The organism is Micromonospora sp. NBC_01739 (assembly GCF_035920385.1).
Lineage (GTDB): Bacteria > Actinomycetota > Actinomycetes > Mycobacteriales > Micromonosporaceae > Micromonospora.
On record NZ_CP109151.1, the window covers coordinates 4,956,042 to 4,971,626 of the forward strand.

The window sequence follows — 15,585 nt, forward strand, 5'->3', positions numbered from 1 at the left end:
ATGCGTTGGCCCAGACCGCCCCTGCGGTCGTACCCTGCGGCAATGCTGCTTCGGATGTCCACCACCCTGCTCCGGACCCTGCGCGAGGACCCGGCCGATGCGGAGGTGCCGAGCCATCGGCTGCTGCTGCGCGCCGGCTACCTGCGGCGGGCCGCGCCGGGCGGCTACACCTGGCTGCCGCTGGGCAAGCTGGTGCTGGACCGGGTCACCGAGATCGTCCGGGCCGAGATGGCCGCGATCGGTGGCCAGGAGGTGCACTTCCCGGCGCTGCTGCCGGCGGAGCCGTACCGCACCAGCGGACGGTGGACGGAGTACGGCGACGACATCTTCACCCTGGCCGACCGGCGCGGGGCCGAGCACCTGCTCGCGCCGACCCACGAGGAGATGGCCGCGTTGCTGGTGAAGGACCTGTTCACCTCGTACCGGGATCTCCCGATGACGCTGTTCCAGATCCAGACCAAGTTCCGGGACGAGGCCCGTCCCCGGGCCGGGCTGCTGCGCGGACGCGAGTTCCTGATGAAGGACGCGTACTCCTTCGACCTGGACGACGAGGGCCTGCGGGCGGCGTACGCCCGGCACCGCGCGGCGTACCAGAAGATCTTCGACCGGCTGGGCCTGGACTACAGCGTGGTGCACGCGGTGTCCGGGGCGATGGGGGGTTCCGCCTCGGAGGAGTTTCTGGCGACCACCCCGGTCGGGGAGGACACCTACGTCGGCTGCACCGACTGCGCCTATGCGGCCAACACCGAGGCGGTCACCACCCCGGCACCTCCGGCCGGTGACCCGCACCGGCAGCCCGCCGTCGAGGTGCACGACACCCCGGAGACCCCGACCATCGCCGGCCTGGTAGCCCTGGCCAACGACCGGGCCCTGGCCGGTCGGACCGACTGGACGGCCGCCGACACCTTGAAGAACGTGGTGCTGACCCTGCGCCATCCGGGTGTCGAGGAGGTGGAGCTCCTGGTCGTCGGGGTGCCGGGCGACCGGGAGGTGGACCTGAAGCGGCTGGCCGCCGCACTGTCGCCCGCCACTGTGGACATCTTCGACGGCTGGGACGACCGTCCCGAGTTGGTTCGTGGTTACCTCGGCCCCCAGGTGCTCGACAAGCTGGGCATCCGTTACCTGGTCGATCCCCGGGTGGTGCCGGGGACGGCCTGGCTGACCGGTGCCAACGAACCGGGCCGGCACGCCACCAATGTGGTGTGTGGCCGGGACTTTACCCCCGAGGGCACGGTCGAGGCCGCCGAGGTACGCGCCGGTGACCCCTGCCCGGCCTGCGCCCAGGGTCGGCTGACGATGCGCCGAGGCATCGAGATCGGGCACATCTTCCAGCTGGGCCGCCGCTACACGGACGCCTTCGCCGTGGACGTGCTCGGACCGCAGGGCAAACCGGTACGCCTGACCATGGGCTGCTACGGCATCGGGGTGTCCCGGGCGGTGGCGGCCATCGCCGAACAGCACCACGATGAGCGGGGACTGGTCTGGCCCCGCTCGGTGGCACCCTGCGACGTGCATCTGGTGGCGGCGGGCAAGGGTCCGCAGTTGGAGGCGGCGGTCGACCTGGGTGCCCGGCTGTCCGCGGCCGGTCTGCGGGTGCTGGTGGACGACCGGACCGGGGTCTCGGCCGGGGTGAAGTTCACCGACGCCGAGCTGATCGGCATCCCCCGCACCGTCGTGGTCGGCCGCCGCCTGGCCGAGGGGTACGTCGAAGTACGCGACCGGGCCACCGGCGAGCACACCGAACTGCCGCTGGCCGACCTGCTCCCCCATCTGACCGAGGACCGGTGAGCCTGCGCCGGATGGGGTGTAGCAGCCGGAGAACGGGGTACCGCAAACCGATCGACCTAACGTTCTCTGGAGGCTCTCATGTCCGACTATCGCGTCGCTGACGTGATGACCCGACAGGTCATCTACCTGCCGGCGGAAACCACCCTCGACGAGGCGGCCCGGGTGATGAAGGAAGCCGACATCGGTGACGTGGTCGTCACCGAGGGGGCCACCCTGGCCGGGCTGCTCACCGACCGCGACATCGTGGTCCGGGCGGTGGCCGCCAACAGCGACCCCACCACCACGACGATCGGTTCGATCACCACCCGCGAGGTGGTGATGATCGAGCAGAACTGCTCGGCCGGTGACGCGGCGGCCCTGATGCGCGAACGGGGGGTACGCCGGGTGCTGGTCTGCGATGTCGAACGCAAGCTGGTCGGCATCGTCTCCCTCGGCGACCTGGCGGTGCAGTTCGACCCCCAGTCCGCCCTAGGGCAGATCAGCGAGCAGGCCCCCACCCTGTGACCGGGGTACGCCGGTAGCCTGGCGGGATGCCCGAGATGCCGAGCAAGCTGGCCGAGATCGTCGACGAGTTCGCCGCCGCGCCACGGGACGTGGTGTTGGAGATGCTGCTGGAGTACTCCGAGGCGGTGCCCCCGCTGCCCGCCGGCCAGGAGGGCCACGAAGGCATGGAGCAGGTGCCGGAGTGTCAGACCCCCTTCTTCCTGCGCGCCGAGGTGACCCCCGAGGGCACGGTCCGGACCTTGTTCGACTGCCCACCGGAGGCGCCGACCACTCGGGCCTTCGCCGGCATCCTCGCCGAAGGGCTGGCCGGGGCCACTGCCGAGCAGGTGCTCGCCGTGCCGGACGACCTGTACCAGCGGATGGGTCTGGCGCAGGCGATCACCCCGCTGCGGGTGCGGGGCGGCACCGCCATCCTGGGCCGGCTCAAGCGGCAGGTGCGGGAACAGATCGCCGAACCGAGGGGTTGACCCGGGTTATGGAGATCGACATCTACTCCGACGTGGTCTGCCCCTGGTGCTGGATCGGTCGGCGCAAGCTGGACCTGGCCCTCGCCTCCTACGAAGGCCCGGTCACCATCCGGCAGCGGCCCTTCCAGCTCGATCCCACCCCGGTGACGGAGCCCCGGCCCCTACTGGAGGCGCTTAGCGCAAAGTTCGGCGGACCGGATCGGGTCCGGCAGATGGTCGACCGGGTAGCCGGGATCGGCGCGGACCTGGGGTTGGATTTCCGTTTCGACCGGGCGATCGCGGCCAACACCTTCGACGCGCACCGGCTGATCGACTGGGCCGGGGAGCGGGGCCGCGGGGCTGAGATGGTCGAGGTGCTGCACCGCGCCCATTTCACCGACGGGGTGGACATCGGCTCCACGGAGGCCCTGGCCACCCTGGCCGCCGAGGTCGGCCTGGACGGCACCGAGGCCCGCGGCTTCCTCGACTCCGACCGGGGAGTCGCCGAACTCACCGCCGAACTGGATGCCGCCCGCCAGATGGGGGTGACCAGCGTGCCCGCCTTCGTGTTCGCCGGGAAGTACGTCGTCGCCGGTGCCCAGGAGCCGGCCACCCTGCTGGCCGCCCTGGCCGAGGTCGAGAAGCGCGAGGCCGTCGGCGCCTGAGCCGCCCGATGTTTCACGTGCAACAACATCGAGCAGGATGAGTATCTAGACCGGCTTGGCCAGATCCTCCACCACCCGCACGTTGGGCAGGGTGGCCAGCGCCGCCCCGGGCAACGCGATCTTGCTGTGCCGTACGCCGGAACCGACGATGACGTACGGCGCGGCCACCACCCGCGCGTCGACCAGGATCGGCCACTGCGCCGGCAGGCCGATCGGGGTGATCCCGCCGTACTCCATCCCGGTCAACTCGACCGCGTCGGTCATCGGGGCGAAGCTGGCCTTGCGCACGTCCAGGGCCCGGCGGGCCACCCCGTTGACGTCCACCCGGGTGGTGGCGAGCACCAGGCAGGCCGCGTACCGGGTGACCCCCTCCCGCTTGCCGGCGACCACGACGCAGTTGGCCGACTCGTCCAGCCCCACCTCGTACGCGGCACAGAACTGTGCGGTGTCGGCGAGTTCGGCGTCGATCGGTGCCACCAGCACCGAGTCGACCTCCACGGCGTCGGCCGGCCAGGCGGCCAGCGCGGCGGCCACCGGCGCGGCCAGCAGGTCGGGGCGGGTACGGGCAGGCTCGGTCTTCAACGTTCCCATCACAGCTGAGATCGTCGCATCCGCCGCAGGTCAGGCCGCCGGCAGCCGCCCCGAATCACCCGGTCTCCCCGAACTGGCCGCAGGGGTCTCAGCCGTTGTTGAGGAAGCCGTGCTTGTGCAGCAGGGCCCGATCCCGGGCCGCGGCCGCCTCCTCCGCGCGTTGGGTCTGCACCCTGCGCATCTCGGCGTCCTCAAGGGCGTGTCGGACGGCCAGCCGGATCACCCCGTACAGGAAGACGAATCCACAGACGTACAGAACGCTGGTGACGACGAACGTGAGCATGACTCGACCGTAGGTCGGGCCGACCGGGGACCAGGCCCGCCTCGGCGCCGTTCCCCCGAAGGTGTCACCGGGCCAGGTCGACGACGGTGAGCAGGAAGAACAGCGCGATCACCGCCTCGCTGACGATCCACGAGTGGGTGTCCGCCCAGGTCCTGATCCTGGGCAGCAGCACCCGGGCCCGGTCGCCCAGCAGCAGCAGGGCGAGCAGGGGCAGGGCGAGCAGGGTCAGGGTCAGCAGCACGAACGGCAGCAGGTGCCACCAGCTCTGATCATGACGGGCGGCGGTAGCACCGACCGCGATCATCGTCAGGCCGTCGGTCGGATTGGCCAGGAACAGCAGCAGGCCGACCCGGAAGGCGTACCCGGGGCTGGCGTGCTGAAGCCGACCCATCCAGCTCGGCGGACCCCGGTGACGAAGCAGGAAGACCGCGATCGCCAGCACCACCAGCAGTCCGAGGACGAGCCAGTCGATGGTCCGTTCCACCCCGTCGCGTTCCGTCCCGGTGGAGAACCTGATCCGGAACAGCCGCAGGGCCGCCCAGGCCACTGTCGTACCGCCGCCCACCACGATCGCCGCACCGGCCAGATAGCCCCACGAGGCGGCCCGGGGTCGGTCGGACGAGGCGAAGAAGACCGCCGCCACCAACTGGGTTCCGGCGATCATGACCACCGCCAGGGGCAGCAAGGTCAGGAAGCTCATCGGCGGCCGATCACCGCCGGACCCGACCGGCCAACCCTCATCCAGACCTCCCCGTGCCCGTCGTCATCCGGCATTCCACCCACCGAACCAGCTCATGCCCGACCGAACCGGAAAACTTCCCCCACCCGGACGGGCATAAGGGACGCCCCGGCGGGAAGCCAGGCCGCCGGGCCCGACCGGTAGGAGGCGAGATGGGGTACGGCAGAAGCAGCGGAAGGCTGATCGACCACCCGATCCGTCCCGGCCGTCGATGACATCGCTCGGCGGTCTGCTCCGCCGCCTCCGGCCACCGGTCGACGTACCGCTGGTGCAGGATGTCGCCCGGGACGCCGGGGCCACCGTCAGCAGGTTCGCCCGCACCATCGGGCTGAGCAGCCGACGGGTCTGGTCCCGGCCGGGACGCCACCACATCGAGGTGCACGGGGTCTGCCAGGACGGCGGCGACCTCCTGGCCCGCCAGGTGGAGACGGACCTGCAACGGATGCCCGGGGTGCAGTGGGCCCGGGTCAACGCCCCCTCCGGCCGGGTCATCGTCGCCGTCGACATACCCGGGCCGAAGGTGCGCGACCTGATCGCCACCATCGCCCGCACCGAACGCACCTGCCCGCACGAGCCGGACCCGGAGATCCCACCCCCGCAGCCGCCCGAGGAGGGACCCCGAACCGCCCGTACCCTCGGCGCCCTGGCCTCCGACGCCCTGGGCCTGACCATCTCCGCGGCCACCCGCATCCTGCCCATCACCCCCATCCCCGCCGAGGTGGCCGGCCTGCTCGGCGCCGTGGACCTGCACCCCAAACTGCACACCCTGGCCGGGCTGGGCATCCGCAGCGACCCCCGCGCCGACCTGCTGTTCCCCTTGGCCGAGGCGGTGGTGCAGGGGCTGGCCGGGGGCTGGACCGGCATCGTGCTCGACGGAGCCCAGCGGATCGTGCAGTGGGGGGAAGGGCTGGCCCAGCTGCGCACCTGGGAGAAGGCCGAGCCCCGACTGACCGGCGAACCCGATCGGGCCGTCGCCCGTAACCCGGACGGTGAGCGCCCCTGCCCCAAGCCGGACAGCACCGTCGACCAGTACAAAACCCGGATGCTCGGCGCCGGGGTGGCGGCCTTCGCCGCGGCCAGCCCGGTGATCGGCCCGAAACGGGCCGCCGCGCTGGGCCTGTCCGCGCTGCCCAAGGCCCCCGGCAGCGGTCGTGAGGGCTACGGCGCCCAGCTCGGCCGGATCCTGGCCAAGCGCGGGGTCATCGCGATGGACCGAAGCGTGCTGCGTGAACTCGACCGGATCGACACCCTGGTGCTGGACACCCGGGTCCTCGGCACCGACCGGGGCGTCCTGGCCGACCTGGCCCCGCTGCCCGGGGCGGACACCTCCCAGGTGGCCACCCGGGCGTTCGCCCTGTTCGAACCGGACGCCCCCGACGAGGTACGCCGACGCGACGGCTGGCAACTCGGCCCGCTGGACCGGCTCGACGCCCACGACCCCGGCGACACCGAGGAGAGCCGTCGGCTGCGCGAGCGGGGCGGCAACCTGCTAGGCCTGGCCCAGGGCGACGCCCTGGCGGCGGTGCTGCGGGTGGAACCCGAACCCGCCCCCGGGGTGGACAGCCTGCCGGCGGTCGCCCGGCAGGCCGGGCTGCGGCTCATCGTGGCCGGCGACGACGCGCAACGGCACGCCACCGCCGACGCCCTGCTGCCCGGGGGTGACCAACTGGCCGCCTCGATCCGCCGGCTGCAACGCGAAGGCGCGATGGTGATGCTCGTCTCCGGCGACCGGGCGGCGCTGGCCGCAGCAGACTGCGGCCTGGGGGTGGCCGACCCGCAGGCCCTGCCGCCCTGGGGCGCCCACCTGCTGATCGGCACCGACCTGCGGATCGCCGCCCTGATCATCGAGGCCGCCGGGGTGGCCCGCCGGATGACCGCCCAGAACCTGCGCGTCGGCCTGGCCGGCACCGGTCTCGGCGCCCTGAGCGCACTGACCGCCGAGCGGGCCGCCCTGCCCATCCGTACCCTGACCGCGGTCAACGGCGCGGCGGCCCTGGCCTTCGGTCACGGGGTGTGGCGGGCCTCCCGGCTCTCCGAACATGCCGAGACACCCGCCCCGGCGATCACCGCCTGGCACCTGATGCCGGTGCCGACCGTGCTGGATCAGCTCGGCAGCAGCCCGGAGGGGTTGACCGAGACCGAGGCCGACCAGCGCCAGGCCGCCGGTCCCGCCGAGGCCGCCGGGCCGGGCGGACTGCTCCGGGCGGTAGCCGAGGAACTGGTCAACCCCCTCACCCCGGTCCTCATCGCCGGGGCGGCCCTGTCGGCCAACTTCGGCTCCCTGGTAGACGCGGCCCTGGTCGGCGGAGTGGTCGGCGGCTCCGCCCTGATCGGCGCCGTGCACCAGCGCAACACCGAGAAGTCCCTGGCCCAACTGCTGTCCCGGTCCGCCGTCACCGCCCGGGTCCGCCGTTCCGGCACCGAACGAGTGGTACCCGCCGACGACCTCGTACCCGGTGACGTGATCGTGCTGGAATCCGGCGACGCCGTACCGGCCGACTGCCGGGTGCTGGAATCCGTCGGCTTGGAGGCCGACGAGTCCTCCCTGACCGGCGAGTCCCTACCGGTGGCCAAGACCGACCAGCCGGTGGTCGCCGCAGCCGTCGCCGAACGCCGATCGATGCTCTACGAGGGGACCACCATCGCCGCCGGACAGGGCACCGCAGTGGTGGTGGCCATCGGCACCGACACCGAGGCCGGACGCAGCCTGGCCCTGGCCCGACAGGCACCACCGGCCAGCGGGGTGGAAGCCCGACTGGGCAACCTGACCCGCGCCGCGATCCCCCTGGCCGCCGGATCGGCGGTCGCGGTGGTCGGGGCCGGGCTGCTGCGCGGCGTACCCCTGGCCCAGACGGCCGCGACCGCCGCGAACCTGGCCGTGGCCTCGGTGCCCGAGGGGCTGCCCTTCCTGGTCAGCGCCGCCCAACTGGCCGCCGCCCGGCGACTGGCCGGGCACGGCGCGCTGGTCCGCAACCCGCGCACCATCGAGGCCCTGGGCCGGGTCGACGTGCTCTGCTTCGACAAGACCGGCACCCTGACCGAAGGACACCTGGTGCTGGCCGGGGTCGGCGATGCGGACGGCTACGCCCGCCCGGAGGAACTCGACGACCGGTTGCGGCGAACCCTGGCGGCCGCACTGCGCGCCACCCCCACCGCGGATGATCCGAAAGAGTTGGCCATGCAGACCGACCGGGCGGTGCTGCAGGGTGCCCGCGCCGTCGGGGTCTGCGAGCAGGAGGCGGCCCCGGACTGGCGGGCGGCCGGCGGGCTGCCCTTCGAACCCTCCCGGGGCTACCACGCCAGCGTCGGGCAGACCCAGGGCCGACTGCTGCTCAGCGTGAAGGGCGCACCCGAGCAGGTGCTGCCCCGGTGCGCCACCCACCGCACCGGAGGTCGGGAGGAGCCCCTGGACGAGGCCGGCCGAGCCGACCTCCAACGGCAACTCAGCGAACGCGCCGGCGCCGGGCACCGCATCCTCGCCGTCGCCGAATGCATCGTCACCGATCCCGACATCACCGACGACGAGGTGACCGGCCTGACCTTCACCGGATTCCTGGCCATCGCCGACGGGGTACGCGCCAGTGCCGCACCGGCCGTCCACCGCATCCGGCAGGCCGGGGTGCACACCATCATGATCACCGGTGATCATCCGGCCACCGCCGAGGCGATCGCCGCCACCATCAGCGACGGCGACGCCCAACGGGTCGTCACCGCCACCGAACTGGACCACCTCGACGACGAGGCCCTGGCCGACCGCCTTACCGCCACCGACGTGGTGGCCCGCTGCACCCCTACCCACAAGGTCCGGATCATCCAGGCGTTGCAGAAGCGCGGGCGGACCGTGGCGATGACCGGCGACGGCGCCAACGACGCCCCCGCCATCCGGCTGGCCGACGTGGGCATCGCCCTGGGCCAACGAGGAACCCCGGCCGCCCGGGCCGCCGCCGACCTGGTCGTCACCGACGACCGGCTGGAGACCATCATCGCCACCCTGGTCGAAGGCCGCGCGATGTGGTCCTCCGTACGCCACGCCCTGAGCATCCTGGTCGGCGGCAACCTGGGCGAGATCGCCTTCAGCGTGCTGACCGCCGCCGCCACCGGTCAGGCCGCCCTCAACGGACGCCAACTGCTCCTGGTCAACCTGCTCACCGACATGGCCCCCGCGATGGCCATCGCCGTCCGGCCACCCGCCGACGAGCATGCCGACGACATGCTGCGCGAGGGCCCGGACACCTCCCTCGGCCAGACCATGACCAAGGAGATCGGGCTGCGGGCGGCGGCCACCACCCTGGGCGCGACCGCCGGCTGGACCTTGGCCCGCTACACCGGTCGTCGCCGCCGCGCCAGCACGATCGCCCTGGTCTCCCTGGTCGGTACCCAACTAGGGCAGACCGTGCTGGCCGGCGGCACCAGTCCCACCGTGCTCGCCTCCACTGCCGTCTCGTTCGGCGCGCTGGCCGCGGTGGTGCAGACCCCCGGGGTCAGTCAGTTCTTCGGGTGCACCCCCCTGGGGCCGGTCGGGTGGACCATCGCCACCGGTTCCGCCCTTGGCGCCACCTTCGCCAACGGCGCCCTGACCCGCCTGGTGGCCCGGCTGCCGCAGCCCGACGGAACACCCCACCGTCCACCCGAGCCGGACGGCGGGGCCGAGCCGGTCCGCACCAGTTAGCCGGCGAGCTGTCGCCGCACCGAGTCGGTGTCCATCAGGTACCACATGAACTTGAACTTGCCGTCCTCGAGCTGGTAGAAGGCGGTCTCGGCGAACGTCACCGACGCCCCGGTGGGGTTCAGGCCGTTCCACTCCTTGACCGGCGTCCCGGTGTCGATCAGACGAGCGGCGATCCGGTCGCCCTCGACGACGATCTCCTGGATCTCCCAGTGGAGATCCGGCACGGCGTCGACGTGCTTGTAGAACTCGGCCACCATGTCGGCCATCTTGACCGGGGTGCCGTTCATGATGACCTCTTCGTGGGCGAAATCAGCCATGCGCTCGAACTCACGCTTGTTCGCCAACTCGACATACCGCAGGTAGAAGTCGCGCAGTTCCTGGGTAGACATACGCGAGTCAGTCGCAACAGAGCCCATGATCATTCTTCCGTTCTCTTGGCGCCGACCGGTTGACCCCGATCGACCGTCCGAGCGGAGCGGACACATGTCCGCTTTTTGTACCGCTCGGTTCTGGGTCAACCGTAGCAGGGTTTTGTACCGGTCAGTTGGTGACCTGGCCCACGTTCTGTACCGATCGGTACACCGGATGTGGGGAGCACTCGACGGACACTGCCGACCACCGGCTCCGCGCCGCCCGCCCGAGCCGGCCGGCCCGGTCCACCCGGCCTAGCGGGGCCGCCAGGTGGCGGCGGCCCGCCGCAGCCGGTCGTTGACCGCCCGGCCGACACCGTTCTCCGGCACCGGCTCGGCCACGATCTCGCCGACGCCGGCCGCGTCCAGCCGGTGCAGCGCCTCGAAGAGTCGCGCCGCCGCCTCGGTCAGGTCACCGGAGACCGAGAGCACCTCCACCGCCGCCCAGTCGCCCGCCGGCCGGTCCCGAAAGGCCAGGTAACCCCGCCGCTCTCCGCCCTCGGCCGGCGGCTCACCGGCGGCCAGCAACCGCAACGGCGTACGCGGGGCATAGTGCGCGGCCAGCGCACCCGGCGCCACCGGCTGGCCCGAGTTGCCCAGCCGAATGATCACCGGGCCGGTGACCTTCTCCACCTCCTCGACCGGCAACGCGCCGAGCCGCAGCACCACCGGATGATCCCCCCGCGCGTCCACGATCGTGGACTCGATCCCGCACCGGGTCGGCCCACCGTCGAGCACCACGTCCACGGCGGCGCCCAGTCCGCGTACCACGTGCTCGGCCCGGGTCGGGCTGAGCTGACCGAACCGGTTGGCGCTCGGCGCGGCCACCGGTACCCCCGCTGCCGCGATCAGCCGCCGCGCGTACTCGTTGTCCGGCACCCGTACCGCCATGGTCGCCAGCCCGGAGGTGACGATCGGCGGCACCACCTCCGGCCGGTCCACGATCAGCGTCAGCGGACCCGGCCAGAACCGTGCCGCCAACGCGGCCACCGCCGGCGGCACCGACCCCACCAGCGGCTCCAGGTCGGCCACCTCCGCCAGATGGGTGATCAGCGGATCGAAGCTGGGCCGCGCCTTCGCCTCGAAGATCCGGGCCGCCGCCCGCGCATCCAACGCGTTCGCCCCCAGGCCGTAGACGGTCTCGGTGGGAAAAGCCACCAACCCGCCGGTACGCAGCACGGACGCCGCCTCGGCGAGATCACCGTCGGCGGGCAGGACACGAGGAGAGCCGCTGTTCACGCCCCCGACGCTAGCCGGTGGCCGGTCACCCGACGCCGCACCCCCGACCCTTCATCACATTCGCTGCCACCACCGGTCGACTCCCAGGTCACCTCAGGGCCGACCCACGATCAGTCGCAGCGAGCCGTGGAAGGTCGGCTGGTGGCGCAGATGCCCGTACCTGGCCTCCCAGGCCCCCGAGTCGAGGTCGGCCCGCAGCCGCTCGACCGCCCGGCTCGCCGCCGCCTCGTCGACGAATCCCCACGCCGACTGAGCGGCCCGCACCGCCGGATCGAGCAACTGCTCCGGACGGGCATAGAAGGCCTCCGTGAAACCGTCCACACAGTCCACCGGAATCGGCACCTCGACGACCTCCACCTGGGAGCCGATGGCCGCCGCGATACTGCTGATCGCCGGGTAACGTCGGCGCTCCACCGCGATCAACTCCGGGGCGTACTCGGCCAGCCAGAAGCGATCCAGGGCCGTACCGTCGAAGGTGAGCACCACCACCGGGCCCCGCGCGACCCGGCGGATCTCGGCCAGGCCCCGGGCGGTGTCCGCCCACTGGTGCACGGTGACGGTCGCCATCACCGCGTCGAAGGCGTCATCGTCGAACGGGATGGATTCGGCAGTGGCATCCAACGCCGGTGCCGTCGTCGCCGGCCGCTGACCACGCATCCGGGCCGAGGGCTCGATCGCCACCACGTACCGGTCGGTGGGCTCGTAGGAACCGGCCCCCGCCCCCACATTCAGGACCGTACGGGCCTCACCCAACGCCGTGTGGACCAGCTCCGCGATCCGCGGATCGGTACGCCGCTGCGCCGCGTACCCCTGGCCCTTGGTCTCGTAGTCGAAGTCACCTGCGCCACCCCTCATGCGGGGCACGCTAAACCCGCACCTCGGGGTACGGGTCAAGTCCGCCCACGACCTTGACCCGTACCCAAGGGTGCGGGTTTAGCATCGGCTCGTGCGGGTGGGTGAGCTGGCGCGCCGAACCGGAACGACCATCCGAGCCCTGCGGTACTACGAGTCCGTCGGGCTGGTCGTCCCCCGCCGTCTCGGCAACGGCTACCGCGAGTACGACCCCATCGCGGTCCGGCTGGTAGCCCAGATCCGGGAACTCATGGCCCTCGGACTCAGCGTCGAGGAGACCCGACCCTTCGTCGAATCCATCGCCGCCGGAGCCGACGAGGACGATGTCTGCGCCGCCGCACTGGCCACCTATCGCGGCACCGTCACCGCACTTCAGGAACGCATCGGCAAACTGACCGCGCAACGAGACGCCCTCAACGCCCGGCTGGACGCGGCAGCCAGCCTCCTCGTACCCGCCCGGTCACCCACCGGCACCGACCCGCATGACCTGATCGGCCGTCCCCTGCCGGCACTGCACTTCTACGCCACCGACGGCCGACCCGTCGACCTGGCCGCCCTCGGCCCGGGGCGAAGCGTCATCTTCATCTACCCCCTCACCGGCCGCCCCGGCCTGGACCTGCCGAACAGCCTGCTGGAGGTGACCGGCGCGCTGCGGGACACCGAACAACCCACCTGGTTCCGCGACCACCACGCCGAACTGCGCACCGCCGGGGCCGACCGGGTCTACGGGCTGTCCGCACAGTCCACCGGTTACCAGCGGGAACTCGTACACCGGCTGAGGCTGCCGTACCCACTGATCCCGGACCCACGACTCACCCTGGCCGCCGCCCTGGGCCTGCCCACCTTCACCGCCGGCGACATGACCCTGTACGAACGACTCACCCTGATCGTCGCCGACGACCTGATCGAGCATGTCTTCCATCCGATCCGCTACCCGGCGGCACACGCCCTGGACGTCATGCGCTGGCTGACCAAGAAACGCGTGAATCGGGCTCGACGAACCGAACGACCTCGTCCATAGACTCGGATGATGGTGATCGGGCAGGGCAACAGACCCCGGTGGCTGATCGGTGTCGCGGCCGTCGCCGTCGTCTCTGTCGCCCTGGCCGCGGGCCTGATCATCGGCTTCACCCTCCCGCCCACCGCCAACACCAGCGACCTGCCGCAGTCGATCACCGTGAACGGCGCAACCTACGACCGGGTCCACCTGGTCACGCTGAGGACGACCTTCCAGGACTCGGTGGACGTCCAGGTGCCGGCGACCTCCCAACCCATAGTGGTACGCGCCTCCTGCCGGCTAGCGGTCCTGCACACCAGCAGCGCAAACTCCGCGCTCGAACTGGACCTGTCGTGGACCCGTACCGGCGGCAACGCGGCCGACACCCCGGAAACCCAGGACGCTCAGTTCCTTCTCTGCCCGCACCGCCACGGTCAGGACCTGACCCGGACCATCGACCCTGCCTGGCTGCCCCGGACGGGGAACCAACTCCGGCTCGCCTGGCGACAGCTGGACACCTTCGCCGACATCCCCTCGGCCTCCCCCGCCTCCTGGGCCCTAGCGGTATACACCGCCCCCTAACCCCGAACTCCACCCACTAACAGCGGGTTGATCATGAGGTTGACGGCACTCGTTGATCTCCACACTGCCGTCAACCTCATGGTCAACGGGGCGGTTCCTGTGCGCGCGAAGTAAGCGGCTGGCTGTACTCGGAACGAGATCAGCCAAGGAAAGTGCTGGTGGAGCCCAGGGGACTCGAACCCCTAACCCCTGCCTTGCAAAGGCAGTGCTCTGCCAGTTGAGCTAGGGCCCCGTGGCGGCCAGAGCCGCCGGGCGGTCGGAGCGTACGCGATCAGCGCAGGTCCGGCGAGGTGGTCGCCTCGTGCCAGAGGGCGCGCTCGTCGTTGGCTTCCTTCATCTTCATGGCCACCACGGCGGCCACACCGACGACACCAGCCAGGATCAGCAGCTTCTTGAACATCGGGGTTACCCCTCACGCTCGACGTGGCCGTCGGACCATGTGCGGTGGGGCTAGCTGGAATCGAACCAGCGACCTCAGAGTTATCAGCTCTGCGCTCTAACCGACTGAGCTATAGCCCCGCGTAGCGACGAGCAACATTAACCCATCCGCCCACGCCACCCCAAATCGGGGTCGGCCTGGAGCCTGCTCAACGCCGTCGCCCCTGAACCTACCGGAGAGCAGGCGCCGAGCCCACCGAGATACCCGTGCCGGCGGAGTCCGGTCGGGCGGCTGCACGGTGATCGACTCCGTTACGCCGAAACGGCGGCTTCCCAGCACCACGTACCCCGCCGTTACGCCGAAACGGCGGGGCCAGCCGCCCCACGCCAGCCGCCCCACGCCAGCCGCCCCACGTCAGCGCCGCGCGTCGGCGCTGTCGGTGCCGGGCTGGTGGGGCGGGAGACAGTCAGCCGGGCCGACCTGGAGGTCGGCCCGGCTGAGATGTCCAGAAGAACTGTCAGTCGCGCTCGGCGAGGGTCAGCTCGATGCCGCCCACCAGGTCGGCGCAGACGTTGTAGACGAAGGCACCGAGGGTCGCCAGGGCCGTGAACAGCACGACGTTGACCGCCCCGATCAACATCGAGCTGAAGATCACGCCCTTGGCGGTGATCTGGAAGCCGTTGGTGCCCTGACCGCCACCGGCGTTGACCAGATCGCTCAGGCTGTCGTTCACGCTGGAGAACACGCCCATCGCATCCAAGGCCAGGTACAGCACCGAGGTCGCGACGACGATCACGATGAACAGCACCACCGACACGGCGAAGGCGAACTTCATCACGGACCAGGGGTCGATCCGCTTGAGGTTCAGCCGGGCCCGGCGGGGTCCACGCGAGGCGGCCGAACTCACCGAGGAACGGGCGGCGCGTACCGCCTCACCCACCCGCGCCGCTCCCACGGCGGCCGTGCCGACCCCCGGGGGCAGTCCGCCCCCGTTGGCCGGACGACCGGTGCTCAGCGGCCGGGAGGAGTCCGGTTTCGGGGCCAGCCCGGTCACCCGCGGCTGGCTGCCGGTCATGCCCGTACCGGTCGTCGGCAACACACCCGTGGTGCCCGCCGAGGCGGGCTGGCCGGCGGCCCGGGTGGCGATCGGCTGGGTGACCGAGGGCTTACCCGCGGCGCCGGCGGACCCCGCCGCAGCGGCAGGTTCGCCGCCCGACTTCTCGTCCGCCCCCGCCTCGGCCGCCTGATCCTCACCGGGCTTGTCAGGCGGCGGGGCCATACCGGGAGCCCGAGTGAACTTCGGGGCAGGCGCGTCGGCGGGAACGGTGGCCCGGCCTACGGCCGCACGGCCGGTCGCTGGCGTGCCGTTCTGCGCGGCCTCCTCGTCGACCGGGTTGGCCGAGGTCCCCGCGTTCCCCGACTTCGCCTGTGTCTCCGTCAT

The 15,585-nt window shown here is 71.6% G+C and carries 15 protein-coding genes and 2 tRNA genes; 7 read left to right on the top strand and 10 right to left on the bottom strand.

The genetic code is table 11. The annotated features are described in order from the left end of the window. Positions 1 to 42: 42 nt before the first annotated feature. The 4 genes from OIE53_RS22495 to OIE53_RS22510 all read left to right on the top strand — a co-directional run bounded on the left by OIE53_RS22495 (position 43) and on the right by OIE53_RS22510 (position 3,403). Positions 43 to 1,788 carry a proline--tRNA ligase gene (locus OIE53_RS22495; RefSeq protein ID WP_327023491.1) on the top strand — a complete coding sequence of 582 codons (1,746 nt, stop codon included), beginning with the start codon at positions 43 to 45 and terminating at the stop codon, positions 1,786 to 1,788. A gap of 78 nt (positions 1,789 to 1,866) precedes the next feature. Beyond that, the gene (locus OIE53_RS22500; RefSeq protein ID WP_327023492.1) at positions 1,867 to 2,292 is read left to right on the top strand and encodes a CBS domain-containing protein; all 426 of its coding nucleotides are present in this window, start codon (positions 1,867 to 1,869) and stop codon (positions 2,290 to 2,292) included. Between the two features lie 26 nt (positions 2,293 to 2,318). Further along, on the top strand, positions 2,319 to 2,759 hold the full coding sequence (locus tag OIE53_RS22505; RefSeq protein ID WP_327023493.1) for a SufE family protein: 441 nt from the start codon (positions 2,319 to 2,321) through the stop codon (positions 2,757 to 2,759). Between the two features lie 8 nt (positions 2,760 to 2,767). Next, positions 2,768 to 3,403 carry a DsbA family oxidoreductase gene (locus OIE53_RS22510; protein WP_327023494.1) on the top strand — a complete coding sequence of 212 codons (636 nt, stop codon included), beginning with the start codon at positions 2,768 to 2,770 and terminating at the stop codon, positions 3,401 to 3,403. A gap of 45 nt (positions 3,404 to 3,448) precedes the next feature. Here OIE53_RS22510 and OIE53_RS22515 read toward each other — a convergent pair whose 3' ends face one another. The 3 genes from OIE53_RS22515 to OIE53_RS22525 all read right to left on the bottom strand — a co-directional run bounded on the left by OIE53_RS22515 (position 3,449) and on the right by OIE53_RS22525 (position 4,977). Further along, a complete protein-coding gene (locus OIE53_RS22515) occupies positions 3,449 to 3,994 on the bottom strand; it encodes a YbaK/EbsC family protein (RefSeq protein ID WP_327027338.1) in 546 nt (181 codons plus the stop codon). An 88-nt stretch (positions 3,995 to 4,082) separates the two neighbouring features. Beyond that, complete coding sequence (locus tag OIE53_RS22520) at positions 4,083 to 4,277, bottom strand: hypothetical protein (protein WP_327023495.1); 195 nt, start codon at positions 4,275 to 4,277, stop codon at positions 4,083 to 4,085. Between the two features lie 64 nt (positions 4,278 to 4,341). After that, positions 4,342 to 4,977 (bottom strand): GAP family protein, encoded by a 636-nt coding sequence (locus tag OIE53_RS22525; protein WP_327023496.1) that lies wholly within the window; start codon positions 4,975 to 4,977, stop codon positions 4,342 to 4,344. A gap of 250 nt (positions 4,978 to 5,227) precedes the next feature. Between OIE53_RS22525 and OIE53_RS22530 the strand changes: the two genes are divergently transcribed. Next, entirely contained in the window at positions 5,228 to 9,685 is a 4,458-nt protein-coding gene (locus OIE53_RS22530) for an HAD-IC family P-type ATPase (RefSeq protein WP_327023497.1), read from the top strand. Here the strand turns inward: OIE53_RS22530 and OIE53_RS22535 are convergent. The 3 genes from OIE53_RS22535 to OIE53_RS22545 all read right to left on the bottom strand — a co-directional run bounded on the left by OIE53_RS22535 (position 9,682) and on the right by OIE53_RS22545 (position 12,189). Further along, positions 9,682 to 10,074, bottom strand: coding sequence for an ester cyclase (locus tag OIE53_RS22535; protein ID WP_327023498.1), 393 nt, complete (start codon positions 10,072 to 10,074; stop codon positions 9,682 to 9,684). The genes OIE53_RS22530 and OIE53_RS22535 overlap by 4 nt on opposite strands. Positions 10,075 to 10,350: 276 nt before the next feature. Then, positions 10,351 to 11,310 carry an L-threonylcarbamoyladenylate synthase gene (locus OIE53_RS22540; RefSeq protein WP_327027339.1) on the bottom strand — a complete coding sequence of 320 codons (960 nt, stop codon included), beginning with the start codon at positions 11,308 to 11,310 and terminating at the stop codon, positions 10,351 to 10,353. A 117-nt stretch (positions 11,311 to 11,427) separates the two neighbouring features. Further along, positions 11,428 to 12,189, bottom strand: coding sequence for a class I SAM-dependent methyltransferase (locus OIE53_RS22545; RefSeq protein ID WP_327023499.1), 762 nt, complete (start codon positions 12,187 to 12,189; stop codon positions 11,428 to 11,430). A 91-nt stretch (positions 12,190 to 12,280) separates the two neighbouring features. Between OIE53_RS22545 and OIE53_RS22550 the strand changes: the two genes are divergently transcribed. After that, positions 12,281 to 13,207, top strand: coding sequence for a MerR family transcriptional regulator (locus tag OIE53_RS22550; RefSeq protein ID WP_327023500.1), 927 nt, complete (start codon positions 12,281 to 12,283; stop codon positions 13,205 to 13,207). 9 nt (positions 13,208 to 13,216) lie between these two features. Next, positions 13,217 to 13,765, top strand: coding sequence for a hypothetical protein (locus tag OIE53_RS22555; protein ID WP_327023501.1), 549 nt, complete (start codon positions 13,217 to 13,219; stop codon positions 13,763 to 13,765). 156 nt (positions 13,766 to 13,921) lie between these two features. Here OIE53_RS22555 and OIE53_RS22560 read toward each other — a convergent pair. The 4 genes from OIE53_RS22560 to OIE53_RS22575 all read right to left on the bottom strand — a co-directional run bounded on the left by OIE53_RS22560 (position 13,922) and on the right by OIE53_RS22575 (position 15,585). Beyond that, positions 13,922 to 13,997, bottom strand: a tRNA-Ala gene (locus OIE53_RS22560). 39 nt (positions 13,998 to 14,036) lie between these two features. Further along, positions 14,037 to 14,165, bottom strand: coding sequence for a DLW-39 family protein (locus OIE53_RS22565; RefSeq protein ID WP_327023502.1), 129 nt, complete (start codon positions 14,163 to 14,165; stop codon positions 14,037 to 14,039). A gap of 45 nt (positions 14,166 to 14,210) precedes the next feature. After that, positions 14,211 to 14,284, bottom strand: a tRNA-Ile gene (locus OIE53_RS22570). Between the two features lie 377 nt (positions 14,285 to 14,661). Then, entirely contained in the window at positions 14,662 to 15,585 is a 924-nt protein-coding gene (locus tag OIE53_RS22575) for a DUF3566 domain-containing protein (RefSeq protein WP_327023503.1), read from the bottom strand.